Genomic DNA, 26,570 nt, shown 5'->3' on the forward strand with positions numbered 1-26,570 from the left:
CTTTGAGGCAACGAACGAGCGTTCGGTACCATATTGCAATCACATAACGTATCGGACAACCCTTTGCTTACAAAACACCCTTTTACGTTGCCTTCATTGGGTAGCCAACAAAGCTTGACCAAATCGCCTCTGACGAATTATCACCGTTCGCCAGCGATTTATATAAAGATCTTGACAACATGCGCCGCGAACTAAGCCGCTTCGCGATCGCTGGTGTGCTGGGATTCCTCGTCGACGCCGGTGTGCTATATCTTGCACTCGCCATGGGTCTGGGCTATTTCGCCGGGCGCGCCGTGTCTTTTCTGTGCGCTGTATTGGCAACCTGGCAAGTCAACCGCCGCTTTACCTTCACATCGAGCCGCAAGGAATCGGCGTGGATCGAATGGTGGCGTTATCTCGCAGCAATGTCTTTGGGCGGCGTTGTAAACTATGGCGCCTATAGTGCGGTCGTATTTGCGCTTAATGGATTCCCATTCTTGCCGCTTCTCGCCGTCGCAGTCGGCTCGGTGGCGGGCTTGGCCGTCAACTTCGCCTCTGCCCGACTATGGGTCTTCCGGCATCGCTAGCTGAATCGCAACCGCGATCAAGTGTCGATCCCATCGAGAGTGGACACCACTGCATCCGCCTGTGCAAACTTGCGTAAAACGCGGTCGCTAATCGCCCTATCGAAACCCGCCAGCAGTGCCCGCGTACCATGCGCTTCCAGCGCGAAGTTTCGAGCACGCCGAGACGCCGTGCGACTGTTCAGTTCAAAGCGATCGCCGTGTCCTCCGAACAGCAAGCGCTTGCGCAGTACGTCACAGATCTGCATAACTGGCTTGTGTCGAATCGACGCCCCAAAAATTTCGCCCCTATTTGACGGTCTCTCCGGCATGCACCAACTTGATCGACCGTAGCTTGAACGATCTCAGGCGATTGTCGGCATCGATCTGCGGAACAAACGGCACTTGATCGTCGGTGTGCATCGTGAGCAAGAACGGCTTCTCAGTCGGCCAGCCCTCACAAGTCAGATCAAGAGACAACGTCTGTACGCCCGGCCCACTGAGCGAGACGGTACGGTCCAAGCATCCTGGGCTCGCAAGCCGAAGCACCAGAGACTTCGACGCCGGCCCCATGACCATATCGGGTGGCACATCAACGGTCATTCGGAGAACGTTTTCATCCACACGCTTGAGCATCACCGCGGCATCGGGGCTGACCCAGGCATCACCACCGCCCTGCCTCTCGTACATCCCCCGTCTATGAGGGTAATCCCCATCGGACAAATCGAATCCGGTTGCCAGATCTGCCAAAACAGCATCCTGAGCGGTGAACGGGACATAAGGCTGCACGGAACCGAGCTTATACAAGGCGCCGCCGGTCAGATTAAGTTCGGTACTGTACTGCGACCGATCAAGCACCCCCTTGATCGACGATTGGCTAATGCCCTGGGTGTACATATCGGCCACAAAGTATTTGTTCTGGATAGCATTGAGTCGATCGGTCTGCCAATGATCGAAATTCATGAACCGGCGCTGTGAAAAAAGCGAGACGACAGGCGCCTGCCACCAACCGGTGCCGTAGATCGTCGCATCGGCCGGCAGTTCGCGCACTTTCTTCGCCAATCGGAATGCATCCAACGCGTAGCCCGGTGGCTGTGGCGGGCGCAACACTGATTCGCCACTGCGAATCAACAGTATTTGAGCGACGATGACCGGGATGAACGCGACCGTACCAAGACTCGTTGTTGCGCCTGTACGTTTGCCCCCTCGCAATTGGCACGGCCACACATGCGCCAACGCGGCAATGGAAAGACACTGTAACAAGATCAAGCCATCGACAATCCGGCGTAACCATGTCATCGACGTCGGACTGATGAAGAGCCACCAGAAGAAATACAAGCCGACGACCACAGTAAGGGTTGCCATGATCGAGCGCGTTTGACGGGTTTGTGCTTGATCGAGCGCGATAGCCCCCCCAACGACAACAGGTACAACAATACAGATGGCAAGCCAAGGCGCCGCGACGCCGGTCAAGTCGGCGAGAATCGCAAGGTGGTGAAGCCCCTTGTGCAGTAACCCCCCACTGGCATCGGGCCGCTGCGCGCCGGATTGCGCACGGATTTGCCCGAATTGAAACCGCCACCACTCAGCATAGGCGTGTACCGTCCCCAACTCCAGAAAGCGAAAGAGTTCCCAAGCGATGACTGGAGCAGCAAACCCAAAATAAAGTGCCGCCAAGCGTCGCGGCCAATTCGGTTGTCCAAGCATCAGACACGTGAGCACGAACATTGCCGGCGCAACACAGACGAGGGCCACGACCTTGGTCAAATATGAAATCCCAAACAGCAGACCTGCGAAAAACAGCCTTCTGGAACCAATACTGGAATCCGTGCCGCGGGAAGTGAGAACAATAAGCGCTCCGAAGAACCAGACGATCGCAGGTACTTCGCCATATCCGTTCATCGAGTAGTCGACAAACCCGGGCATCGCCATGCACGCCATCACAGCGAACACCGCCAACGACAAGGGCACGCCGATGCGACACAACAGCGCCAGAACCAGAACGACAAACGCGGCTACGTAAAGCAGATTGGTGACTTGAGCAGTGAATGGTGTAATGCCACCCAGCCAGAACGCAAACGCAGCCGGTAAAATGAACGGGCCATCTGTCTGTGCCGGAAATGAAAAGAACTGGTCGTAGAAGAAGCCATACCCCTGCCCGTGGGCGAACGAGGCGGCAGTGTTCAGGTTCATCGCGCCGTCAAACGCCGGCGGAGCGACAACGGCATAGCGCGCCAGACCAACAAAAGTCCACACGACGATTACACCGAACACAATAGTGGCCGTGATTGAGATGATTGACGATCCGGTTTGACGAGGTACGTTCATCAGGATTTCAAATGGTCATTTAACGCACAGCAAAATCTGTTCAACGGCCACAACGCACGACTGAAAAGATAAGCGAGAAAGTCAAAGAGCCCCCAGTTATCGTCAGCTAACGACGGAGAGCCGATGTGTTGGAACCGGAAAATCACAGCCGCCGAGTTGACACGGAAGGCGCCGGCACCGCGAGGTACGCGAAGCGTTTGGCTTCGAGTCGCCCCTTTGTTACTGTATCCAGTATCAGTCCACAGACGAGGAAGAGAAAACCGAGCAACGCAAGTGCGACGCACAGCAAAGCGGTGGGCATGCGCGGAACCAGTCCAGTCTCCATGTAGGTTTCGAAAATCGGAACCGCAAGAATGATCGATGCCAGCAGGCTCGTGGCAAAGCAGATTGAAAAAAAAGCCAGTGGGCGTTCAAGCTTGAACAGCTTGAGGATTGTCATCAAAATCCTGAAACCATCACGATAAGTGTTCAGCTTGCTGACGGACCCCTCCGGACGAGACCCATAGCGCGTATCGACCTCCGCGACGGGCATCCGCAATTCGAGGGCATGCACAGCCAGTTCGGTTTCGGTTTCAAACCGCTCAGCATGAGCCGGAAATGATTTGACGTACCGACGCGAAAAGATACGATAACCTGACAACATATCGCGAAACGCACGGCCAAAAATAGAGGCCGCAAAGCCCGTTAACATCACATTGCCAAACCGGTGACCCGGCCGATACGCTTTGACTTCGTCTGATACACGGCAACCCACGACCATGTCGAGTCCGTCCTCGAGCAATGTTTGAATCAAGCTGGGCGCCGCGCTGGCGTCGTAGGTATCGTCACCATCAACCATCACGTAGACGTCCGCATCGACATCGCCGAACATCCGGTGAATCACATTGCCCTTGCCTTGAAGGGCAACATGACGAACCTGTGCACCAGCTGCACGGGCTATGTCCGCTGTGCCATCGGTTGAATTATTGTCGAAGACATAGATCCGGGCACCGGGAAGATATTGGCGAAAGTCCGCAACGACTTTTGCGATGGTAGCTGCCTCGTTATAGCACGGCAAGATGACTGCAACATCCTGATCCACATCACTCCCCAGTTATCGATAGGTTTCTCAGAAAGCACGGGATGCGCACATAGCGGCTAGCTGCGCATTCCGAACACAACTGAGCGTTCGAAGACGCGTATCATAATCGTACGCCCCTCACTCCGATAGTCGCCCATATTCATTTCAACGGGCGCCGGGCATCGGGTAGAGCTATCCCGATGAGCTTTCTGCCCATTATCGCGTTTGGCGCGCTAGCTAGCCGAGCGACTGGCGGCAAGCTCAAGGCGCTCGCCTCAAGCCACACCAACGCCAGATATAAAGCCAGGAAAGCACGAATCCAAGCGCCATCAGGGTCAATGAAACCTTGAAAATCATCGGCAAATATCTGAATTCAACGTAATGAGCGCCTGGCGGCAAAAGAACACCCATTTGATTGAAGTTCACTTTCAGCACCTCGGCGGTTTTGCCATCGATATAGGCATTCCAGGCGGGGTCGGAAAATTCGTTCAATACGAGCACGCTCGCCAACGGGCATGAACTGTCGAATCGTTCATAGACCACGCTACGCGCCATCTCCATCCTTTCGCATGCGTCGTTGTGCATTCCCATAGGCGCCAGGGGAAGGTTCATCCCTTCCTTGAGAAACAAGACGCCATGCTGCAGATCATGGCCCATAACTGCCCCTCCGAACTGGTCGATATTGCTGTAGTAGCCATCGACCGCCGTCTGCAAATAGCTGTGTGGCAGGACCGTTTCTGCCTGGTAGATAGCGTAGCGGCCAACGTCCTCAACATGCCGGTAACCCCGAGTCGCCGAGGCGTTGCAGCTGTCACAGATCATGAACTTCGCACCCAGTGCGAAAAAGTAGTTGTCTGGGCGAGGAGCATGATGATAAAGCTCAGTAAATTGCCGGTATGGTGCCGGGTTGATATATGCGTTTAGCGTCCGGATGCCACGATACGAAGCGAGCATCGAAGCCTGCTGCTTGTCAATGTCGCCCTCGAAGATCACCCGGTAGTCATGCTCTGGATCCAGCGCTGCAACGTGCTTCAAGGCAAGATCCAGTTCTGGCGTATTCGACACGAGGTATTGGCTTTCAGTAATTGGCCAAGGGATCCATCGCACTTCGATCGCGTGCAAGACAAAAGCAGTCACAGCCCACACCCCCCCCAGACAAAGGGCTCTCCCACGGCCCGGCGCGCGAATTGCGGCCCACGTGAGCGCGACAAGTACACATAGGGCTGCAATACTGACAGCAGGTGACAACCGCGAGACGACGTGGTTTCGGACCAGCGTGACCGTCAAGATCCCCAGAATAATCGGCAACACGAGGGGCACCAGGGTGCACGTCCATTGGCGGGCTGTCGTTCCCTCCGCCGCCCTTTTGCGCAGCTCATCCAGCCCGACGGCTGCCAGAACGGAGATCGAGAACTGAAACAGGAACAAGAAACGGCTCGGTTCACGAATCTTGTTCAGGATCGGGACGTAATAATTCACATAGGCCAGTCCCAGATTCGAGCCAGCCGCGGAAACGATCGAATAAATTGCTGTCGCCGCGAACGCTCGCACGAGCCAGGATCGGGGACGCCATGCTATTGCTAGCACCGCAAGCGCTAACGGGATCAAACCGACGTATGGGTCGCCTACCAGGAGTCGTGGCATTTTGAACAGCACGCCACCCAGTTGCGCGTACGTCAGTTGGTCCTCCTTGAACGCAGCAAATGGAATGCGTGCGTTACCGATCACGGCGGGAAAACCACCAATCCATCGGATCATGCCATCCAGATTCCACCAAATTGGGAGCAGCACCGGAGAGGCAATCAGGACACTAAGCAAGCCAATAGCAATGATACGCACTACTGGTCGCCTGAAAGCCTTTAAGCATCCCGCCCCCTCTCTACAATCGATACCTTTGAAGATAACGAACACGGCGGTCAGAATCAGTGCGTGAATCAAGGGCTGCGCCGGAGATGCGAATACGAGCATCACCATGCTGCCCAAGGCCATCAGCGAATAGCGCCTCTCTGTCTTGCCGGTCAAAATGCCGAAAATCCCAGTCAAATAGAGAGGTAGCCACGCATACGGCGCGGTAATATTAAGCCAAGCCGCATACAAAAAGCTGTTCGCGCTGTATGCGAACAGTGCCGAACCGACTGCCGCGGACAGGCGCGAAACTCCGATCGAACGCAGAAAGATGCACGCCGTGATTTGCGCAATAAGCAGATGCAACAGAACAATCCAATGGATTGAATAGATTGAGTCAAATGGCGTCTTGAACAGCGGCAACCAGGTGAAATAGAAGGGGTAAAACGCAGACAGTTGCGCGAGGTCGTAAAATGGAACTCCCCCGAGGAATGTATCCGTTCTCAATGGCCACACACCCTGTCGCAGCAGGGTCGACATAGTGGATATCATCGGCCCGAGGAGACTTTCGTTGTCCCTATACAGGGCGAACGAGTACCCTCGAGAAAATGCGTGCCGCAAGAACAAGCAAAAAGTAAATGCAATCCCGACAGTCAAGGGAAGGATTTGATGAAATTTTCGTATCACTTGTTCCTCGCTGCCCCGTTTACGCTGACGCTGCGGTTTTGAATACGTAGTATTTGTTCATCAGGAAAGAGAGGCCGACGTACAGCACGCCTGAGAGAATCTGGCTAACCCCCTTGTCGATCTGGACGACACGAACAAGAAAGATCAGAAGAAGGAGGTTAGAGACATAAGCGATCAGAAATACCACAAGAAACCTTGCGACCTCCCCGCGACGCTTACTCTTGCTTTCAAACGTAAACCGGCGGTTGAGCACATAAGAAACGCCCAGCGCAATGGCATAGCCAATGAAATTACTGAACTCGGGCGCCAACTTCAATGCATACATACAGAAGAAGATGATGCAGTACCCGAAGCCCGTATTGAACGCACCGACCAGTAGAAAGCGAACCAGTTGCTTCATGAACCATGCCCGGCTTTGACCCAGTATTGACCACCAAGCGGTAGCCAACCCAGCCGGCTTTCCAGGCCGGATAGCTTCGAGAAACGGGGCGGAACAAAGAGACAGTACCTCGCCTGTTCGACAGACAGGCCCGCGGCGCGAAGCGTGTTTTTCATTTCGACCGGCTTCAGCAACACCGCATCCTCATCATACGGGCAGGTGTCGACAATTCGACGCGTGACGGGATTATACGGATTGTGCTCGAACACAAAAATCTGTCCCGACGTCGACAACCGACTCTTCAAGGTACGCGCGACTAACACTCGCTGGTCAGGTGGAACATGATGAAACACACCAGCAACAAAAATCAGATCGAATAAACCGATGTTGCCGATGCCCTCCTCTTCGCAGAAAAAGTTGATCCCGGGATTCTCTTTCTTTGCGACCTCGAGACTAGCCCTTGAAATATCGGTTCCCACAACAACCGCCTGCGCAAACGCCTTCTGTAGAAACGGGATATTCCGACCAATTCCGCAACCGAATTCCAGAACGCGCGCAACAGGGCCACCACTACGCTCGCGCACCAGATCTACCTTATATCTGGCGAAATATTCCTCGCTTGAAGAGAAAAAACGGGTTTTCTCTCCAAGTAATTCGTTGTAGTTGCCGGAATATTCGTCGAAATCAACACGTTTGGTCATGAGAAAGCTCTTCCTCGATAATGTACCTAGGGCGGTTTTTTACCTCCTGGTATATCCCACCAATATATGACCCGAGAATTCCGACCACGATCAATTGCACCCCGCTGAACAGCATCAGCAGCACGGCGATAGTGGTCCATCCACTTGGAACAGAGCGAGCAACGAAGTAGTTAACGATCGCGTAGAAAGCAAAGAGAAATGCCATGCAGGCAAATCCTACCCCGACGAATATTCCGACCTGCAGAGGTTTCGTACTGAACGACAAGATCCCGTCAGCGGCAAGGCGAAGCATCCTCGACAACGAATATTTCGACTTCCCCGCAAATCGAGGCTCGGCGACATATTCCAGACCGATCTGATTGAATCCGACCCAAGGAATGATCCCGCGCAGGAAAACATTTTGCTCTCTGAATCCGTCGATGAGAACGCGCGCTACCCGATTCGATACCAGACGAAAGTCGGCTGCGTTTGCCGTGATCGGAACATCCGAAATACGCGAGAGAAATTTATAGAATCCGTTTCCCGCCATCGAGCGCAATGCTCCCGATCCTTCATTTTCCTGGCGGGTGGTATACACGACGTCGAAGCCATTGCGGTATGCAGAAATCATCGCGGGAATCAATTCCGGAGGATGCTGCAGATCACTATCCATCATGATGATGGCATCGGCATCACGCGATTTTTCGATACCGGCAACCAAAGACATCTGATGACCGAAACGGGACGACAGCGCAATCAGCTTCGATTTTGGATCGCCCTTGACGATCTCACGCAGCACTACAAGTGAGTTGTCGGTGCAGCGATCCAGAACGAAGACCAGTGTCGCCTCGACATCCGGCATCGAATCCAGAACCAGGCGAGCCCGCTTATGGAAATATCCAATGACCTCCTCCTCGTTGAACACCGGCGTCACCACGGCGACCTTAAGCTTTTCCAAGCGCCCTCCAGGACTCGAGTAGTGTGGTGGTCTTGGTCACGTCAGCGTAAATGGCCGGGACGTCATAACCCACCTTATTCGACAGGTTACTCGCCTCCCTCACCATGCCGACATCGATGCCATGCTCGTCGAGATTACGCTCAAGCAGGGCACGCATCGTGACTGGCTTTCCGCTGGCAATGTGATAGACCTCGCCTGCACGGCCACAGGCGAGAACTGCAGCGATCTGCTCGGCGGCTTCATCGAGCTTCAGATAGTCGCGTGTCGCGCCAAGCGATCCGACTTCGATCGTCGATCGTTGTCCCTGCAGTATCCCCTCAATCTGTCGGAGAATGCGCCCAGCAAATAACCGCTCCGATAGCCCAGATCCCTCCAGATTGAAAATCCGGGCGACGATCACATCGACGCCTCGAGCCGCGTAAAGATAAGCGAGTTGCGTCTGCCATGCCTTCGTCAGACCATACACCGACACCGGATTGAGCACCCTCGCTTCCGAAACCGGGTTTTCTTCAGGTCGAACAATCCCATACTCGGCTGCGGAGCCCGCCAATATCACGCGCACGGGTGAGCCCAGTTTTTCCACCGCTTCCAGTAAGTGCCGGGTGCTGTCGACATTTACAGAGTAAGCCTGTGCGAAGTCGTCAGTAAAGGTCGCGGCGAGATGTAAAACGATCTGCGGTGAAAACTGCTCCAAGCGGGTCGCAAACTGTACCGGGTCGCACACGTCCAGTTCGACGACACCGTCGTCACCTCCGGTTCGGGTACTCACCACCACTCGGTATCCGCCAAGCGAGTTCAGACAGGCGCAGACACTCCGAGCAAGTGCACCATGGCCCCCGGTGACCAGAACCGTTCTCATCAAGAGACACCCAGTTTTCCCGCCAATTCCGGGAAGTGTTCGTCGGCATACTGATAGTCGTCTGGGCGCCCGATGTCGAGCCAAAAGCCGTTGAACTGACGGATGTCGATTTTCTGCTGATTCTTGATGCCATCCAGCATGAGATTGTCGAAACCGTACACCGCGCCGCGTGGCAATGCTTCGATCACAGCACGATTGATGCAGTAGATCCCCATGCTCACATCGTAGCCAATGGTTGGCTTTTCCTCGAATGCAGTCAGATGACGAGACTCGTTGTAGCGAAGCACGCCAAAATCAATCTTGACCTCGCGTCGATAGGCCGACACGGAAATCTGGCTTCCCGAACTCACATGCGCGTCAAAAAAACCACGATAGTCGAGATCGCAAAGGATGTCACCATTCATCACGATGAAGTTGTCCGGAAGATCGTTGATCAGCGTCAGTGGACCGATCGTACTGAGCTCCTTTTCTTCGAGAGAATAGTCGATCTTCAGTCCGTAACGCTCCCCGTTCCCGAAATACGAAACAATTAGATGCGAGAGATGATTAACCGCCAGCGTAATATGCGTAACCCCAGTCTTCGCTAGCTGCATGATGATAATTTCGAGGATCGAGTACTTCCCGCCCAGCGGTACCAAGGGCTTCGGAATCAGCGTCGTATAGGGCCGAAGCCGCGTACCCTTTCCTCCAGCAAGAATAATTGCTCGCATCTCGGCATCTCCGCTAGATGTTGTATTGGCCAGCCTTGTAACGCGACAGATTTCGCGAATCCCGGAACCACTCAATCGTTTCCTTCAACCCGCCGTGCAGATCAAAGCGCGGACGCCACGCTGTGAGGGCCTTGATAAGAGTGTTGTCTCCTATGAGCCGGAAAACCTCCGACGCCTCGGGTCGAAGACGTTGTTCCTCTGTCACGATTCTCGCGGCGGGATTCAATTCGGAAATCAGGAAATTGGCCACATCTCCGACTGAATGCTCCGTGCCGGTCGCGATGTTGATTTCTTTCCCGATAGCCTCATCAGCCGCTGCCAAGGCAATGAATCCTGCTACGGTATCGGCGACGAAATTGAAATCTCGCGTGGGAGTCAGGCTGCCGACGCGAATTTCATCCTGCCCGGACAATAGCTGAGTGATGAGCGTAGGTATGATTGCACGCGCGGACTGCCTTGGCCCGTAGGTGTTGAAAGGCCGCACGATGACAACTGGCGTGTCGAACGAGCGATAAAACGACTCCGCCAATCGATCTGCGCCAATCTTCGTCGCGCTGTACGGAGACTGGCCTTGAAACGGATGTTTTTCATCGATCGGTGCATATTGCGCCGTGCCATAAACTTCCGACGTCGACGTAACGATCACACGCAGCGTCTTAAGATCCCGCGCTGCCTGCAAAACGTTGAGGGTGCCCTTGATATTCGTGTCGACATACGAATCGGGTGAATGGTACGAAAATGGTATGGCGATCAGCGCCGCGAGATGAAAGACGCAATCGCAGCCGGTCATCGCCACACGTACGCCATTTGGATCGCGAATGTCGCCGGAGAAGATTTCGACCTTCTGCAGCACGTCCTTCGGCAACGTATCGAGCCAACCCAAGCTATTGAACGAATTGTAGTACACAAAGGCCCGCACCTTGCTGCCTTGAGCAACCAACTCTTCTACGAGATGGCTGCCAATAAAGCCGTCTGCACCCGTTACCAACACCGAAGCATTTTGGAGATTCATGGCGATCACACTGATTTTGAAATAACGCTGCTCATTGATTCCGCCCCAACCGGGTCACAAGAAAGCAAAAGGGCCTGCATGCAGCTAACAACGCCTGCTGTCTGGCACCCCGCCCCCCACGCTCACGACCTCCGCCTTCGACGACGCGCTACCTTCGTTTTGCGCATTCAACCGTCCGTACACATCCTCGAAGCGAACGATATCGTCCTCGCCAAGATATTCGCCGCATTGAACTTCGATGACGATCAGGTCAACAACACCAGGATTGCTGAGACGATGCGTCCGTCCGGCAGGGATATAGGTTGATTCGTTCGGCTGCAGTTGTGTGGCCATTTCATCACACACGACGTCCGCACAACCTTGGACCACAATCCAGTGCTCGCTGCGATGATGATGCATTTGCAACGACAGCGATGCACCGGGTTTCACCAAAAGCCGCTTCATCTTGAAGCGCTCACCTTCCTCAAGAACGGTATAGGTACCCCACGGCCGATGCACGGTGCGATGCAACGTACAACTCTCGTGGCTATCGCGTTTCAGTTGTGCAACGATTTCCTTCACATCCTCCGCTCGGTCCCGGCTGGCGACTAGCAGCGCATCGGGTGTATCCACGATCACAAGATCGCGCACGCCAAGCGCACCAATAACCCGCCCCCCTCCTCGGATGTAGCAATCGGTAACATCGTACAGAGTCGCCGTTACTCCTTCAATACGATTACCCTGGCTGTCAGCCGGCGTCAGTTCGCTCATCGACTTCCATGAACCAATATCGCTCCAGCCGAGATCGCACGCGACGACTGCCACGTTGCTCAGGCGCTCCATCACTGCATAGTCGATAGACACGCTCTTGACACGTCTGAATAGTTCGGGCTCGAGTTCTACCGTGTAGCTGTCCTTGGCGACGCTAAACGTTCCCTTCTCAATCGCGTTCGAGACGAGTTGGCAAACCTCAGGCTCCCATTCAGTGAGCTCGTTGAGCATCGTCTGTGGCATAAAACAGAACATTCCGGCATTCCACAAATGCCGGCCGCCATCGAGAAAGCGCTGTGCGACCTCAGCATTCGGCTTCTCGACGAACCGCTTGCCCGGCAGCAAGGCCGGTGACGACGACACCTGTTCGGCAAGTTCTATGTACCCGTAGCCGGTTTCGGGCCGGTTTGGCTGAATGCCAAACACGACAATGCCGTGGGTCGTCGCGGCATTGACCGCAAGCGTCACCGCCTGCTGGAACACGGGCTCGTCTTCAACCAGTTGATCTGCGGGCATCACCAGCAGCGCGACATCGTCTCCGTGGCGCTCTTTCACGACATAGGTCGCGGCAGCGATTGCGGCCGAGGTGTTGCGGGCTGCCGGTTCAAGGACGAGGCCAAGCTGCACACCGTCGACCTTCACTTCTGCGCAGTCGTCCTTCACGAGAAAGTGCGTGTCGCGATTCGTCACGATCACGATCTCATCGACACCCGAAAGCGCGCAGGCCCGAAGATAGGCTTTCTGCAAAAGGCTTCTGCCATCTGCCATCCGCATGAAGGGCTTGGGAAAGGCCTCGCGCGAAACAGGCCACAGTCTCGTGCCGGATCCGCCGCAGACAATCACCGGAATCAACTTCGTTTTCGCACCGGCAGATTCGGTCGTATTCATGCTTTACCTTTCAATCGAGCAAATGAGCCATCAACTGCGAAAGGGCGAGGACGGTTCGTTCCCGCTCCTGTAGAGTTCGAGTGGTCAGGAAATCTCGGCGGGCGCGCCAACGTCGATATCAAGCGACAACGCGTTTCGCATCGCAGCTCGCGAATAATTCGACACGACATAGGCACGGCCCGCATTCGCGGCTCTACACCACCGCTCGTCGTCACGCATCAAGGCAGTGACCTGCTCCGCAATCTTCTGCGGCTCATCCGTGACCGGCACGATCTCGTCGAGTCCGGGCAAGCCTTGCGCGCCGACCGGCGTCGTGACGAGCGGCACCCCAAAATGGAGTGCCTCGACCACCTTGTTTTTCACGCCGGCACCGAAGCGCAGCGGTACGATCACAACACGAGCCTGATCGTATAGCATCGCGAGGCGCTCATCGCTGACATACCCTGTCACCGTGACGGAGGGCCCGGCGAGCGCCTTGACCTCGTCAGTCGGATTCGAGCCGACCAGTGTGAGGTGAATCATCGGCGACGTAGACTGGATCAACGGCAGAATCGTTTTCACGAGCCACGTTGCGGCGTCGATGTTCGGCGGATGGCCAAATCCCGCAACGAACAGAATATTGCTGCGGCCAGCCAATGCCGTGCCGTCATCCGGCGCTGGGCGCGGGTCGTAAAAATACCCCGGTAGTGTCCGCGCGACAACCTCTGGCGCGAGCTGATTCACGGTCGCAGTTTCAGTCGGCGACGGGTAGTAAACGACGTCGACCTCACGCCAGATTTTCATTTCCCGACACCGCTCCACTTCGGATTGCCGCTGGGCCTTCTGATCGCCCGTAACTGCGAACTCTCGCTGCAAACGCTCGAAATGCAGATCGTGGCCGTAATAGAGCAATTTGGCGGCCGGCGCATAGCGGCGTAGCGGCGCGATCACCGGCGCGCTGATGTGTGGCCTGTTGAGGAAAACGTAGTCGAGCGAACTCGCATGCATCTTTGCCCACTCATCGAACCCACCACGGAACTCCGCGCCGTAAAACACCTCAACTCCCAGCGCCTGAAGTGGCTTCACATAGACCGGGTCATACCAGAGATTGGCTGGCCAGAACTTCACGCTCAGCCCCATCTCGACCAGCACACGAATGACCGACAACACTGAACGCGAACCCGCATCCCTGTCCGGTTGAGGCACGTAGTGATCGACGATCAGTATGGACTTCCTGGCACCGCTTCGATCACGCGCCGCTGTAACATGCGTGCCGTTTTCGAAGTGCCCGGCATCCAGAACGTCGCGCCAGCGAGCACGCAGCTTCTTCTGGTTCTCGACCTGGTAAGCCTTGATGCCCTTGCCTGTGTCGGTTCCGTGCGAAATCCCCTCGTAATGGATGATGACCGACTCAGGCTGATAGTAGACCTTCTTGCCTTTGGTACGGACCTTGAAAGCGAGATCGGCATCTTCGCAATATGCTGGCACGTAGTGCTCGTCGAAACCGCCGAATTCCTCGAACAGGCCGCGTCGAATCAACAGGGACGCACCGGAACAATAATCGACTTCCTTGACGTAGTTGTAGGCGCTCTTGGATGGGTCGTCGAGTCGCCCGAAATTCCAACCCGTTGCATCCCTCCAGATAATTCCTCCCGCCTCCTGGAGACGACCATCCGGATATACGAGCTTCGAACCCACCATTCCGCAATCTTCGTGTGCGTCGAACAACTCCAGCATCGAATCGATCCACCCCGGCGTAACTTCCGTGTCGTTATTGAGGAAGTACACGAACTCGCCGCGGGCTTGCGAGGCCGCGTAGTTGCACGACCTCACGAATCCCAGGTTTTGAGGATTGAGTACAAAGCGCAGGTTCGGAATTTCTCGCATCCGCAAGATCTGCTCGTCGCCAGATGCGTCTTCCGCGACGATGACTTCGATCGGCACAGTGGGCAAATGCTCCACGATCGAACGCACGCACGCCAACGTATGGGGCAGATTGCCATAAGTCGGAATGATCACCGACACACGAGGTTTCACCTCCTCGAAACTCAGATCGGCGAGAGTGTTATCGAAATCCTCCGGCGCGACCGGCCCACGGCCAACCACGCTTGCGATCGGCTCATCCCGACGCTTCCATGCCTCGTAGTAGACCGTTCCTTCGAATAAAGGCCCGGCAATCCGTAACATCAAATCGGCAAGCTTCGTTTTACGTTGATGAGTAAGCGGCAATGCGTGGTAAACGCTGCGTGCCCAACTCTTCGCGAATGGGCGCAATGGTTTGACGAGTGGAGCAAATTCTCCGCGCGACGCGTACCTCAGCCCACGCAGCGGACGCGTGACAGTCCACGAAGTCGACGCGTAGACCTCGTTCAGCTTTGCCTGCAACTCCCCCACCATGACCTGAAGCTCATCGCGCTGCTGCTGAAGCATTTGCAGACCCGCTCCGGAAATCACGCTATCCAGTTTGCGGCCGGCCACTTCCCTTTCCTGCCGGGCTATCTCAGCATCTCGTCTCGCTACGTCCGCATCCTGCCTTGCCGCTTCAGCATCTTTTCTCGCGAAATCGGCATCCCACCTCGCCATGTCGGACCCGTGCCTCGCCACTTCAGCATCCTGCCTCGCCACTTCAGCGTCCTGCCTCGCGACCTCCACGTCCCGCCTCGCAACCTCGGTTTCCTGCCTGGCCACCTCGACATCCTGCTGGGCTGCATGCGCCGCTTGACGCGCATCCTCCAACTTTCCGCAGGCATTCTCGAAGGCAGTCAAGCCACCCGCTCGTTCATAACGACTGACACGTGCATCGAGTTCAAGCGCCCATTTCGTACGTGCTGCATACTCGTCTTGCAGACGGAAAATCTCCTTGTCCCTCGCGGCGACGTCTTCGTTCAACCGATTCGCCCACCTGATGATTTCGCCTTGCCGCTCGTACAGGTCACTCCCTTCCTCAAAGAACACCGATGCCTGGAGGTGCGGCGACAGCACCGCGCCATCCAGGCGGCAAACCACGAGGAAGTACATGATCGAGTCCAGCCTCGCCGTGCGATCTTCTACGACGTCCCCATTCAGAGTAACGGCCGAATACGATGGGCTTGATGCACCAACAGGAAGAATTAGCGAACTGGTCGCGAGACGCTGGCCGTAGTAGGTGACCGAGGGAAAATGTCGCCGGACGAGCGCATCGAGCTCGTCAAAATACAGTTCTTTGACATGGAATTCATTCCGATAATTCCGATCGTCGGAATAGACTTTCTTGTTCGGAGACGAAAGGATGAGGAATCCACCGGGCCTAAGCACACGACGGATCTCGGCAAGCATTTCCTCTTGCTCCATCAAGTGTTCGATCGTCTCGAATGAAACGACCGCATCGAAAGATGCGTCGTGCAGCGGGAGAACGCAGGCGCTGCCGTTCAAAAACGACAGGTTCTCTACTGCCGCATATTGTGCTGTTGCGTGGGCAGTCGCTTCCTGCGAAAGATCAACGCCCGTGACCTTGTTCGCAGTGCGCGCGAGAATTGCGGAACCATAACCTTCACCGCATGCGACATCAAGGACATCCAGACCCGCGACCGCATGCGCGGCCCAAGCGTAGCGATGCCAGTGCTCATATCGAATATCACCTGCCTCGGTCGGAATATACCGCTCGCCGGTAAACTCGATCATGACACTGCCCCCTCTTTTTCCACAGTAATGCGCAACATAGGAATGCCGATCAGACCATGACGCATCGTGCTGTCGACGGTGCGAAATTGCAATGCATCGTGAAGCCAATGCTGCTGCGTATGATCAAGCTGAGTTCCGGACGCAACCGCAGCATCGATCGAATATGCGCCGACCGGCAAAACCGGCATTCGGAACTGAAAAGAAGCACGGAACTGATCGTCCACGCGACCGCCGATGATTTCCTGATAGCTTAGATGCGTGTTGTCGCCGAACAGCCGCTGTCCCAACCGGTCTTTCACATAAAAACCAAAAATGAGTCCGGATAGCTCAGCATGAACTTCGACCTTGATTTCCAACGTCACCAGTTCGCCACCATGCAAAAGCCGGACCCCTTTTCCGTCCTCGTCAAGCAACGCGACACCGACAATCGACGCGCCTCCCGCGCCAAAGGCGCTCTGGACTGCCTCGGGATCAAACTCAAACACCTGCGTGACGTTCCTCACCTTCAACTGCTCCAAACGGGTATCCACGACGTCACGCACCTCGGCTTCCGAGGACTCCGTCGAAGCCTTAGGTGCTTTTACAGAAATCGCCGAGACGCCGTACGCCTTTCTGTCCTGCGCGTGCTGCTCGGCGAGATAAGCTTCGACAACTTCCTTGGCCGTCCCGTCGAGCCGAATCGACCCGTGATCAAGCCAGACGGCTCGCGAACACAGGCTCGTGACTGCTCCCACATCATGGCTCACGAAGAGCAACGTACCCGTCTTCTGGAACTGGCGAAGAAAACGCATGCATTTCTGTGTAAAACGCACGTCTCCTACCGACAGCGCCTCATCAACAACGAGAACGTCCGCATCAACGTGTACCGCGATCGCGAACGCGAGGCGAACATACATCCCGCTCGAGTAAGTCTTAACGGGCTGTGTAACGAATTCGCCGATTCCAGCGAATTCAACGATGGAGTTGTACCGCTCCTTCAACTGCTTCTCGCTCAGCCCATAGAGCATGCCGCTGAGGTAGACGTTTTCTTCACCTGTAAATTCCGGGTTAAAGCCCGCTCCAAGTTCGAGCAATGCAGCAATGCGGCCGCTGCGCTGCACCTGCCCGGTCGTCGGGAACAAGATGCCGCACACCAACTGTAGGAAGGTCGATTTCCCCGACCCGTTCTGCCCAATGATCGCAACCGTCTCACCACGGGAAATGCTCAAACTCACGTCTCTCAGCGCCCAGAATTCCCGGAAGTATTCCTTCGGCTCGCGGTGGAGCACCCGCGCGAGACGCGGCAACACCATTTGCTTCAGACGGTCCTGAGGTGCAGGATAAATCTCGTAGCGCTTGCCAAGACCATGCACTTCGACAGCGATCTCGTTCACACTATCAGAGCACATCAGCAAATCCTTTACGCGTTTTCTGGAACCAGTACAGCCCCAACGACGCGATCATGTACGCCACCACGGCGTAGATCGACCAGCCGACCCAATCGACCTGCTCTCCCCAGATTGCCACGGCGCGAATCTGGTCGATGACAAACGTCAGCGGATTAAGCATGATCAGAGAGCGCAAAGAAGGCGGCACCGAACTCAATGGATAAAAGACGGGCGCAAGAAACATCAGCAACGAAGAGACAATGCCCATTACTTGCCCGAGATCACGCATAAAGACGCCGAGAGATGCGAGAAACCAGACCAGTCCAGCAATCAGCACGACAAAGGGCAAAAGAATGATCGGGACGAAAATCACTGTCCATGGAAGATGCCCCTGCCATAGCAAGATCGCGACAAACAAGATGACGGAAGCCACCATCAGGTGAAATAGCGCCGTACCGATAGCAATCCAAGGCAGCGTCTGAAGTGGAAACACGACTTTCTTGACATAATTGGGATTGCCAACCACGAGTTGCGGCGCTCGTGTCAGACACTCGGAAATCAGGTTGTGGGCCAGCACACCGACAAACATGACGACGGCAAACTCGATGTGATCGGTCGATGTCGGTCGCCAGCGCGATTTGAAAACAAACCCGAAGACGAACGTGTAAATGCTCAACATCAGGAGCGGTGTGATAAACGACCAGAAGAGTCCGAGAAATGATCCCTTATAGCGGCCAGCCACCTCGCGCTTGACAAACTGCACGATCAGATGCCAATTGTCGGTAAGTGAATAAACGACCGCCAAAGGATGTAGCAGCCGATTCTGTGATTGCATACGAATTCCTGTTTTGCCTTACGCGACGCGCCTATTGCCCCAAAAGATCGCCCAGCGTGAGCGCAAGCCCTTCCCGCCAGTCGAGACGCGCGAGCCCGAAGCGCTGGTCAAACTTGCTGTTGTCAAGAACGGAATACTTCGGACGACGCGCCAACGTTGGCCAAGCGTCCGATCCGATAGGCTCGATCGTGTTTGTCTTGATTGCCACCTTTCCTGACGCCCGCGCGGCTTCGACAATCGCGCTGGCAAAACCATGCCAGGTTGTCTGCCCCGCTGCGGTCATATGAAACAGACCCGATTCGAACTCACCGGTAAGGCGCTCGCGCTGCGCCTTCGCAAGCACATGTGCGGTAAGGTCGCCAATCATACGCGCCGAGGTCGGCGAACCAGTCTGGTCCGCAACGACACGCAACGTCTCGCGCTCACCGGCAAGGCGCAGCATTGTGTGCAAAAAATTCTGTCCGCGACACCCATAGACCCAAGTGGTGCGGAGCGTAAGCCAGTCGCCACCTATAGACTCAATTGCCCGCTCACCCGCCAGCTTGCTGATGCCATAGCTATTCAGCGGCGCCACTGTATCCGTTTCGACATAAGGCTGGCTCGACACGCCCTCGAACACGTAGTCCGTCGAGTAGTGAATCATCAAAGCGTTGTGTTTGCGCGCTGCTTCGGCCAACACACCCACTGCCTCAGCATTCACACAATGAGCAAGGTCCACGTCAGACTCAGCATTGTCTACGGCCGTGTACGCCGCGGCGTTGACAATAGCGTGTGGACGAACCGAAGCCGCCACGCTCGCCAATAGTTCCGGCTTTGCCAGATCTGCACCATTACGGTCAAAGGCAATCACCTCACCCAACGGCGCCAAAGCTCGCCGCAACTCCCATCCCACTTGCCCATTACAGCCCGTCAACATGATCCTCATATATATACCTCGGCGTCACTCAACAGGCAGCCCGCTGCATCCTTTGCGGCAACCGTTGGTAGCTCGCTCAGCGGCCATTGAATCTTGAGCGCGGGGTCACTCCACAACAAGCTGCGCTCGAACTCGGGATGCCAGTAGTCGGTCGTCTTATAAAGAAACTCTGCGCTTTCGGAAATTACATAGAAGCCGTGCGCGAAACCAGGCGGCACCCACAGTTGCCGGTGATTCTCGACCGACAGCGTCACGCCGACCCACTTGCCGAAATTCGGCGAGCTCTTGCGGATGTCGACGGCCACGTCGAACACCTCGCCTTCGACGACGCGCACGAGCTTGCCCTGCGCATGCTGGATCTGATAATGCAGACCGCGCAGCACGCCCCTGGCCGAGCGCGAGTGGTTGTCCTGCACGAACTCGACGCCCGCCTCGACCTTCTCGGCAAATTCGAGCGCATTGAAGCTCTCGAAGAAAAAACCACGCGCATCGCCGAACACCTTCGGCTCGATGATCTTGACTTCGGGCAGTGCCGTAGCGGTTACCTGGATGGCCATGCGACGTGATCCGTAAGAATGTTTTGCAGGTACTTCCCGTAGGCGTTCTTCGCGAGCGGCTTGGCAAGCGCGAGCAGCTGTTCGCCGTCGATCCACTTGCGGCGGTACGCGATCTCTTCCGGACACGCGACCACGAGACCCTGGCGCTTTTGCAGCGTCGCGATGAAGGTCGCGGCCTCGATCAGCGAATCGTGCGTGCCGGTGTCAAGCCACGCATAGCCGCGGCCCATGATCTCGACGTTGAGCGCCGCGTTCGCGAGATAGCGCGAGTTGACGTCGGTGATTTCGAGTTCGCCGCGCGGCGACGGCTTGATGTCCGCGGCGATGTCGCAGACCTGTTTGTCGTAGAAGTAGAGGCCCGTGACCGCGTAGTGCGAGCGCGGCTTCGCGGGCTTCTCCTCGATCGACAGCGCACGGAACTGCTCGTCGAATTCGACCACGCCGTAGCGCTCCGGATCGTGCACGTGATACGCGAACACGGTCGCGCCGTCGGTCTGGTCGTTGGCGCGCTCGAGCTGCTTCGCAAGATCGTGGCCGTAGAAAATGTTGTCGCCGAGAATCAGCGCCGACGGATCGTTGCCGACGAACTCGCGGCCGATGATGAACGCCTGCGCGAGCCCGTCCGGCGACGGCTGCACCGCGTACTGGATGTTCATGCCCCACTGGCTGCCGTCGCCGAGCATCGCCTCGAAGCGCGGCGTGTCCTGCGGCGTGGAGATGATCAGCACGTCGCGAATGCCCGCCACCATCAGCGTGGAAAGCGGGTAGTAGATCATCGGCTTGTCGTAGACCGGCAGCAGCTGCTTCGAGACGACATGTGTGATCGGATACAGGCGGGTGCCCGAACCGCCCGCGAGAATGATGCCTTTGCGCGCCATGGCCGTGCCCTTATGTGCCGTCACGCGCGTTGCGCGTAGTTGGTTTCGACCCACTTCCGGTATTCACCCGAAGCGACTTCGTCGGACCATGCCTGATTGTCCAGATACCACTGGACCGTTTTGGCAAGACCCGTTTCGAACGTTTCCGCCGGCTTCCAGCCGAGTTCGCGTTCGAGCTTGCGGGCGTCGATCGCGTAACGGCGGTCGTGGCCCGGACGGTCCTTCACATAGGTGATCTGGTCGCGATACGAGCCGGCCGCTTTCGGGCGCAGCCTGTCGAGCAGATCGCACAGCGTATGCACGACTTCGAGATTCTTTTTCTCGTTCCAGCCGCCGACGTTGTACGTTTCGCCGGGCGTGCCGCGCGTGAGCACTTCGCGGATCGCGCTGCAATGGTCGCCGACGTACAGCCAGTCGCGCACGTTCTGGCCGTCGCCGTACACCGGCAGCGGCTTGCCCGCGAGCGCGTTGGCGATCATCAGCGGGATCAGCTTTTCGGGGAACTGGTACGGGCCGTAGTTGTTCGAGCAGTTGGTGGTGAGCACCGGCAGGCCGTACGTGTGATGGTAGGCGCGCACGAGGTGATCGGAGCCGGCCTTGGTGGCCGAATAGGGGCTATTCGGCGCGTACGGCGTGGTTTCGGAGAATTGCGGGTCGGTGGCGGACAGCGAGCCGAACACTTCGTCGGTCGATACGTGCAGGAAGCGGAAGGCGGCCCGCTCGGCTTCGCCCAGCGTGTTCCAGTAGCTGCGCGCGGCTTCGAGCAGCGTGAAGGTGCCAACCACGTTGGTCTGCACGAAATCGGCCGGGCCGTGAATCGAGCGGTCGACGTGGCTTTCGGCCGCGAAATGCAGCACGGCGCGCGGCTTGTGCTCGGCGAACAGCGCGTCGAGCGCGGCGCGCTCGCAGATGTCGACGCGCGCGAAAACGTGATTGGGATTGCCCTGTAGCGATTTGAGCGTGCCGAGATTGCCGGCGTAGGTGAGCTTGTCGACGTTGAGCACCGCTTCGTCCGACGCATCGAGCCAGTCGAGCACGAAATTGGCACCGATAAAGCCGGCGCCGCCCGTTACCAGGATCATGAAATTCCCTTCTAGATGTTAGTGACAGGCCATTGTGACTGTGCCGGCCCGTGCACCCCGCGTAGTGGTGGAGTCCGCTTCTGCCGCCGCCCGTCGCGCCTTTCCGTACAACCGATAGACACTCAGACGCCGATTTTATGAAGGCACAATTATAAAGCCGCCCGGTGCAAAAACTAGAACCCTAACAACTTGAAACAGCTTGACAAAATTGGTATCGGGCTAACCGGATTATTTTTTTGAGGGCGCCCGAGAGTGGTTGCCGAGAGTGGTTGCCGAGGGTGGTTGCCGAGGGTGGTTGCCGAGGGTGGCGGACGCGGGGGCGGCGGGAGGACGCAAACGAGCCAGTCAGGCTGCGAGCATCCAGCCCAGGGTCTCGATAAATGGGATGGACGCGATGGCCGGCACCAGCGCGCGCAGCCTGGCCGGCGATCCGACGAGCATCTTCACGTCGGTTTTCCGCACGAACGCGGGGTTGGCGCGGATTTCCAGCTCGTGCCCCGTCAGCTCGCTCGCCGCCGAGAGGATGTCGCGCAGCGTATAAGGCGTGCCCGTGCAGACGTTGACGGTTTCGGACACGGCCGGAGAATCGAGCAGTGCTTCGTACACGCTCGCCACGTAGCGCACGTCGGAAAAATCGCGCGCCACATCGATATTGCCGAGTTCGATGGACGACTCGCGGCGCGCGAAGTGCTCGACGATCTTCGGCACGAGGAAGTTCGAGGCCTGCCCGCGGCCGGTGTAGTTGAACGGCCGCACCATCAGGATCGGCAGCCGGTCGAACCAGGTGCGCACCATCGTTTCCATCGCCGCCTTGCTGGCCGCGTAGTGATTGACGGGGTGCAGCGGGAAGCTTTCGTCGATCGCGTCGCTGGTCACGTTGCCGTAGACGTGCGCGCTGCTCGCGATCAGCAGCTTGCGCGGCGTATGGCCGGCGTGCGCGCACGCTTCCAGCAGATTCAGCGTGCCCACCACGTTCACGCGATAGAAGTCCAGAGGATCGTCATGCCCGACGAAGCTGATCGCGGCCAGATGCACGATATAGTCGGGCCGCACGCGCTCGATCACGCGCTGGCACGCATCGGGCGAGGCGATGTCGAGCGGCAGCCGGGTCGGCGTTGCCGTCGCGCCGGGGTCGCCCACCGTCTCGATCACGGTGTGGCCACGGGCGCGCAGCTTCCTGACCAGATATCGGCCGGTGAAACCGCTCGCACCGGTCACGAGCGTGCGCACGGGCTGCGTCGACTGCGAAAACGGCATGCCTTCTTCTGCTCCTGTTCGTCGCGCCAATATCCCGCCGGGGTTGCGAACTCGCGCCGAGTGCGGGCCCTCGACGATACCGGCAATGACGATACCGGCAATTCAAACCGGATATTATGTCAGGCCGACATGTTGCATCGCCAAATGCAGCATGCATGTCTATTACCACAAATTTCGAACCGCGCCGATTCATCCGATGACCCCCTCCACCACTTCCGGCATCTCGCCTCCCCTGGTACCGCTCGCGTTCGGCGATCTGCAGGGCTGCCGCAAACCGTTCCAGCAACTGCTGGCCAAGGCCGCGCCGCCGGACGGCACGCCGCTCTGGTTCGCGGGCGATCTGATCAACCGTGGCGCCGAGTCGCTGGCCACGCTGCGCGACGTCATCGCGCTAGGCGATCGTGCGGTACCGGTGCTAGGCAATCACGATCTGCATCTGTTGTCGGTGTCGGCGGGCATTCGCAAATCGAAAAAAGGCGACACGATAGACGACATCCTCGCCGCGCCCGATGCCGCCGATCTGCTCGACTGGATTCGCCACCGTCCGCTCGCGCACTTCGAAAACGGCATGCTGATGGTGCATGCCGGCGTGCTGCCGCAATGGGACGCGAGCATGACGATGGAGCTGGCCGACGAGTTGCAGCGCGCGCTGCGCGCGCCAAACTGGAAGGAAACGCTGGCGGGCCTGTACGGCAACGAGCCGAATCGCTGGAAGCCTGACCTGAAAGGCATCGACCGGCTGCGCGTGACCTGTAGCGCGTTGACGCGCATTCGCTTCTGCACCGCGAACGGCACGATGGATTTCAGCAGCAGCGGCACCCTCGGTTCGGCGCCGGCCGGCTGCATTCCATGGTTCGAAGCGCCGTCGCGCAAGACCGAGGACGTGACCGTGGTGTTCGGCCATTGGGCCGCGCTCGGGTTGATCCTGCGCGACAACCTGATCGGCCTCGACTCGGGTTGCGTGTGGGGCGAGCAGTTGTCCGCCGTGCGGCTCGCGAGCAATCCCGCGGAACGCACGCTGACGCAGGTCGATTGCGAATCGTGCCGGGTGGCCGGCGGCAACTAGAGGCGCACTAGAGGCGCTGAAGTCCGCGCCCTACGCTCCCGCCCGACCCGCACGACGCCGGAGCGTCGAAACCGGCCCTCAGGCCGAATGGCCCGAACGGTCGACCGGCTCGATCAGCGTGCCCGCCGAATCGTCCGACGAAACGGCCTCTTCCGCCACGGCCGCCCCTGCATTCGCAGTGCCGTGCTGCATCTGCCGCAACGCACCGGCGATCGACTCCTGCGCCTGCGCGGCCAGCGTGCGCCGGTCCGCGCCCGCCGCCAGCGGCTCGCCCACGTACACATGCGCGGTCAGCGGGCCGCCGCGCAACAGCATGTCGAGCGAATCGGCCAGCGACAGATCGTCGATATACGCGGGCACCGTCGACTGCCGGCCCTGCGCATCCTCGTACATGAGGCACACCGGCTGCACCGGCACGCCGGCCGACACCGCCGCCTGGAACATGTTCGAGTGAAACGGCAGCAGCGCGAGCCCGTTCGAGGTGGTGCCCTCGGGAAACACGCACATCAGCTCGCCGGTGCTCAGGCGATCCGCGAGTTCGTGCATGATCCGCTTCGCGTCGCTGCGCTTCTCGCGCTGGATGAACACCGTGTCCAGTTGCTGCGCGAGCCAGCCGACCACCGGCCATTGGCGGATCTCCGCCTTCGAGACGAACGGCGTCGGCCGCCACGCATTGATGACGTAGATGTCGATCCACGACACGTGATTGGCGACCACGAGCGCGCCGCGATCGAGCCGCGCAGCGTCGTTATGGACCACGTGGCGCATGCCGCACAAGCGCAGCATCTTCAGCGACCACGCGCGGTTGAGTGCGTGGCGCCGTTCCGCGCTCGCCTTCGGAAAGCGCGTGGCGACGGTCCACATGCCGTGCAGCAGATGCGCGATGAGTCGGATCTTGCGTAACGCGAGCTTCATTGTCGGAGCTTTCCTTGACTGGACGGCGGGCGCGGCGGCGTACTGAACGGAACCGCTCAGCGCTGCTCGTACGCGAGCTGGCCGGAGACGATCGTCGCGCGCACGCGCGCCGGCAGTTCGTATCCGAGGAACGGCGTGTTGTGCCCCTGGCTCTTCAGCGCGCGCGGCTCGACGAACCAGTGCGCGCGACGGTCGAACACGCACAGATCGGCCGCCGCACCGACCGCGACGCTGCCGGCCGCTGCGAGCCCGAGCACGCGCGCGGGCGCCGTCGTGATGCGGTTGAGCGCGGTGGCGAGCGGCACGCCCGCTTCGTCGGCCCATTTCACGGTCAGCGAGAGGAACAGTTCGAGCCCGGTCGCGCCCGGCGTCGCCTCGCCGAACGGCAGCAGCTTTTCGTCGTCGTCGACCGGCGTGTGGGCCGAGCAGATCGCGTCGATCGTGCCGTCGACGACGCCCGCGCGGATCGCTTCGCGATCGCGCTGCTGGCGCAGCGGCGGATCGAGCCGGAACTGCGCGTCGAAATAGCCGATGTCGAGATCGATCAGATGCAGATGGTTCACGGTGACGTCGCACGACACCGGCAAACCCTCGGCCTTCGCCGCGCGCACGAGCTCGACGCCCGCCGCCGACGACACGTGCGGAATGTGCACGCGCGCGCCGGTCACGCGCACGAGTTCGAAGATCGTGTGCAGTGCGATCGTTTCGGCGGCCACCGGCACGCCCGACAAACCGAGCCGCGACGCCACCGCGCCGCTCGCGGCAACGCCGCCCTTGCCGAGATACGCATCGACCGGACACAGCCATGCGGTGTAGCCGTAGGTCTTCGCGTATTGCAGCGCGCGCATCAGCACCTGGGTATCGACGATCGGCGTATCGGCCTGCGAAAAACCGACGCAGCCCGCCTCGGTCAGCTCGACCATCTCGGTAATGACCTGCCCCTTGAGGCCGACCGTCAGCGCGCCGAGCGGATACACGTGCGCCTGGTTCAGGTTGCGCGCGCGGAACCGCAGCATTTCGACGAGGCCCGGCTCGTCGAGCGTCGGATCGGTGTCCGGCGGACACACGAGGCTCGTCACGCCGCCTGCGAGCGCCGCGGCCATTTCCGACTTGAGCGTCGCCTTGTGCTCGTAGCCCGGCTCGCGCAGACGCGCGCACAGATCGACGAGACCCGGCGCGACCATGAGGCCGGTTGCGTCGACCGTCTGCGTGGCCTGGAAGCCGGCCGGCGCGTGGCCGATCGCGGCGATCCTGCCCGCGTCGATAAAAATGTCCTGCTGCTGTTCGGTGCCCGCGACCGGATCGATCAGCGTGCCGCCTTGAATATGAATCTTCATGCGCTGCCTTTGTTAAACCCGTG

General features: G+C 58.1%; 22 protein-coding genes. 2 read left to right on the forward strand and 20 right to left on the reverse strand.

What is annotated here, in order from left to right:
* Positions 1-179: 179 nt before the first annotated feature.
* Positions 180-566 (forward strand): GtrA family protein, encoded by a 387-nt coding sequence (locus F3J20_RS04255; RefSeq protein ID WP_167282133.1) that lies wholly within the window; start codon positions 180-182, stop codon positions 564-566.
* A gap of 285 nt (positions 567-851) precedes the next feature.
* Here F3J20_RS04255 and F3J20_RS04260 read toward each other — a convergent pair whose 3' ends face one another.
* The 18 genes from F3J20_RS04260 to F3J20_RS04345 form a co-directional block, all read right to left on the reverse strand.
* Positions 852-2,870 (reverse strand): hypothetical protein, encoded by a 2,019-nt coding sequence (locus F3J20_RS04260; RefSeq protein WP_167282135.1) that lies wholly within the window; start codon positions 2,868-2,870, stop codon positions 852-854.
* Positions 2,871-3,012: 142 nt separating this feature from the next.
* Positions 3,013-3,951, reverse strand: a complete 939-nt coding sequence (locus tag F3J20_RS04265; RefSeq protein ID WP_345889836.1) for a glycosyltransferase family 2 protein — start codon at positions 3,949-3,951, stop codon at positions 3,013-3,015.
* Between the two features lie 240 nt (positions 3,952-4,191).
* On the reverse strand, positions 4,192-6,315 hold the full coding sequence (locus F3J20_RS04270; protein WP_167282137.1) for a hypothetical protein: 2,124 nt from the start codon (positions 6,313-6,315) through the stop codon (positions 4,192-4,194).
* 166 nt (positions 6,316-6,481) lie between these two features.
* The gene (locus tag F3J20_RS04275) at positions 6,482-6,862 is read right to left on the reverse strand and encodes a GtrA family protein (RefSeq protein ID WP_167282139.1); all 381 of its coding nucleotides are present in this window, start codon (positions 6,860-6,862) and stop codon (positions 6,482-6,484) included.
* Positions 6,859-7,542 (reverse strand): class I SAM-dependent methyltransferase, encoded by a 684-nt coding sequence (locus tag F3J20_RS04280; RefSeq protein ID WP_167282141.1) that lies wholly within the window; start codon positions 7,540-7,542, stop codon positions 6,859-6,861. The genes F3J20_RS04275 and F3J20_RS04280 overlap by 4 nt, the downstream gene beginning before the upstream one ends.
* Positions 7,526-8,479 (reverse strand): glycosyltransferase family 2 protein, encoded by a 954-nt coding sequence (locus F3J20_RS04285; RefSeq protein WP_167282143.1) that lies wholly within the window; start codon positions 8,477-8,479, stop codon positions 7,526-7,528. The genes F3J20_RS04280 and F3J20_RS04285 overlap by 17 nt, the downstream gene beginning before the upstream one ends.
* The gene (locus F3J20_RS04290; protein ID WP_167282145.1) at positions 8,466-9,338 is read right to left on the reverse strand and encodes an NAD(P)-dependent oxidoreductase; all 873 of its coding nucleotides are present in this window, start codon (positions 9,336-9,338) and stop codon (positions 8,466-8,468) included. Before F3J20_RS04290 ends, F3J20_RS04285 begins: the two co-directional genes overlap by 14 nt.
* Positions 9,338-10,048: a sugar phosphate nucleotidyltransferase gene (locus F3J20_RS04295; RefSeq protein WP_167282147.1), complete on the reverse strand. Its 711-nt coding sequence runs from the start codon at positions 10,046-10,048 to the stop codon at positions 9,338-9,340. Before F3J20_RS04295 ends, F3J20_RS04290 begins: the two co-directional genes overlap by 1 nt.
* Before the next feature lie 13 nt (positions 10,049-10,061).
* Positions 10,062-11,060 carry an NAD-dependent 4,6-dehydratase LegB gene (locus tag F3J20_RS04300; RefSeq protein ID WP_167282148.1) on the reverse strand — a complete coding sequence of 333 codons (999 nt, stop codon included), beginning with the start codon at positions 11,058-11,060 and terminating at the stop codon, positions 10,062-10,064.
* An 84-nt stretch (positions 11,061-11,144) separates the two neighbouring features.
* Entirely contained in the window at positions 11,145-12,698 is a 1,554-nt protein-coding gene (locus F3J20_RS04305; protein ID WP_167282150.1) for a mannose-1-phosphate guanylyltransferase/mannose-6-phosphate isomerase, read from the reverse strand.
* Between the two features lie 84 nt (positions 12,699-12,782).
* Positions 12,783-16,337 (reverse strand): methyltransferase domain-containing protein, encoded by a 3,555-nt coding sequence (locus F3J20_RS04310; RefSeq protein ID WP_167282152.1) that lies wholly within the window; start codon positions 16,335-16,337, stop codon positions 12,783-12,785.
* Positions 16,334-17,710 (reverse strand): ABC transporter ATP-binding protein, encoded by a 1,377-nt coding sequence (locus F3J20_RS04315; protein WP_345889837.1) that lies wholly within the window; start codon positions 17,708-17,710, stop codon positions 16,334-16,336. Before F3J20_RS04315 ends, F3J20_RS04310 begins: the two co-directional genes overlap by 4 nt.
* Before the next feature lie 4 nt (positions 17,711-17,714).
* A complete protein-coding gene (locus F3J20_RS04320; protein ID WP_167282157.1) occupies positions 17,715-18,539 on the reverse strand; it encodes an ABC transporter permease in 825 nt (274 codons plus the stop codon).
* A gap of 31 nt (positions 18,540-18,570) precedes the next feature.
* On the reverse strand, positions 18,571-19,464 hold the full coding sequence (gene rfbD, locus F3J20_RS04325; RefSeq protein WP_167282159.1) for a dTDP-4-dehydrorhamnose reductase: 894 nt from the start codon (positions 19,462-19,464) through the stop codon (positions 18,571-18,573).
* Positions 19,461-20,012 (reverse strand): dTDP-4-dehydrorhamnose 3,5-epimerase, encoded by a 552-nt coding sequence (gene rfbC / locus F3J20_RS04330; protein WP_167282161.1) that lies wholly within the window; start codon positions 20,010-20,012, stop codon positions 19,461-19,463. Before rfbC ends, rfbD begins: the two co-directional genes overlap by 4 nt.
* Complete coding sequence (gene rfbA / locus F3J20_RS04335) at positions 19,997-20,890, reverse strand: glucose-1-phosphate thymidylyltransferase RfbA (RefSeq protein WP_167282205.1); 894 nt, start codon at positions 20,888-20,890, stop codon at positions 19,997-19,999. Before rfbA ends, rfbC begins: the two co-directional genes overlap by 16 nt.
* A gap of 20 nt (positions 20,891-20,910) precedes the next feature.
* Positions 20,911-21,972 carry a dTDP-glucose 4,6-dehydratase gene (rfbB, locus tag F3J20_RS04340; protein ID WP_167282163.1) on the reverse strand — a complete coding sequence of 354 codons (1,062 nt, stop codon included), beginning with the start codon at positions 21,970-21,972 and terminating at the stop codon, positions 20,911-20,913.
* Between the two features lie 345 nt (positions 21,973-22,317).
* Positions 22,318-23,229: a GDP-mannose 4,6-dehydratase gene (locus F3J20_RS04345; RefSeq protein WP_167036310.1), complete on the reverse strand. Its 912-nt coding sequence runs from the start codon at positions 23,227-23,229 to the stop codon at positions 22,318-22,320.
* Between the two features lie 196 nt (positions 23,230-23,425).
* Between F3J20_RS04345 and F3J20_RS04350 the strand changes: the two genes are divergently transcribed.
* Positions 23,426-24,295 (forward strand): symmetrical bis(5'-nucleosyl)-tetraphosphatase, encoded by an 870-nt coding sequence (locus tag F3J20_RS04350; RefSeq protein ID WP_167036307.1) that lies wholly within the window; start codon positions 23,426-23,428, stop codon positions 24,293-24,295.
* 78 nt (positions 24,296-24,373) lie between these two features.
* Here the strand turns inward: F3J20_RS04350 and F3J20_RS04355 are convergent, their stop codons facing one another.
* Positions 24,374-25,210 (reverse strand): lysophospholipid acyltransferase family protein, encoded by an 837-nt coding sequence (locus F3J20_RS04355; protein WP_167282165.1) that lies wholly within the window; start codon positions 25,208-25,210, stop codon positions 24,374-24,376.
* 56 nt (positions 25,211-25,266) lie between these two features.
* Complete coding sequence (locus F3J20_RS04360) at positions 25,267-26,547, reverse strand: dihydroorotase (protein ID WP_167282167.1); 1,281 nt, start codon at positions 26,545-26,547, stop codon at positions 25,267-25,269.
* Positions 26,548-26,570: the final 23 nt, after the last annotated feature.

This window comes from Paraburkholderia sp. Cy-641 (assembly GCF_011752945.1).
Lineage (GTDB): Bacteria > Pseudomonadota > Gammaproteobacteria > Burkholderiales > Burkholderiaceae > Paraburkholderia.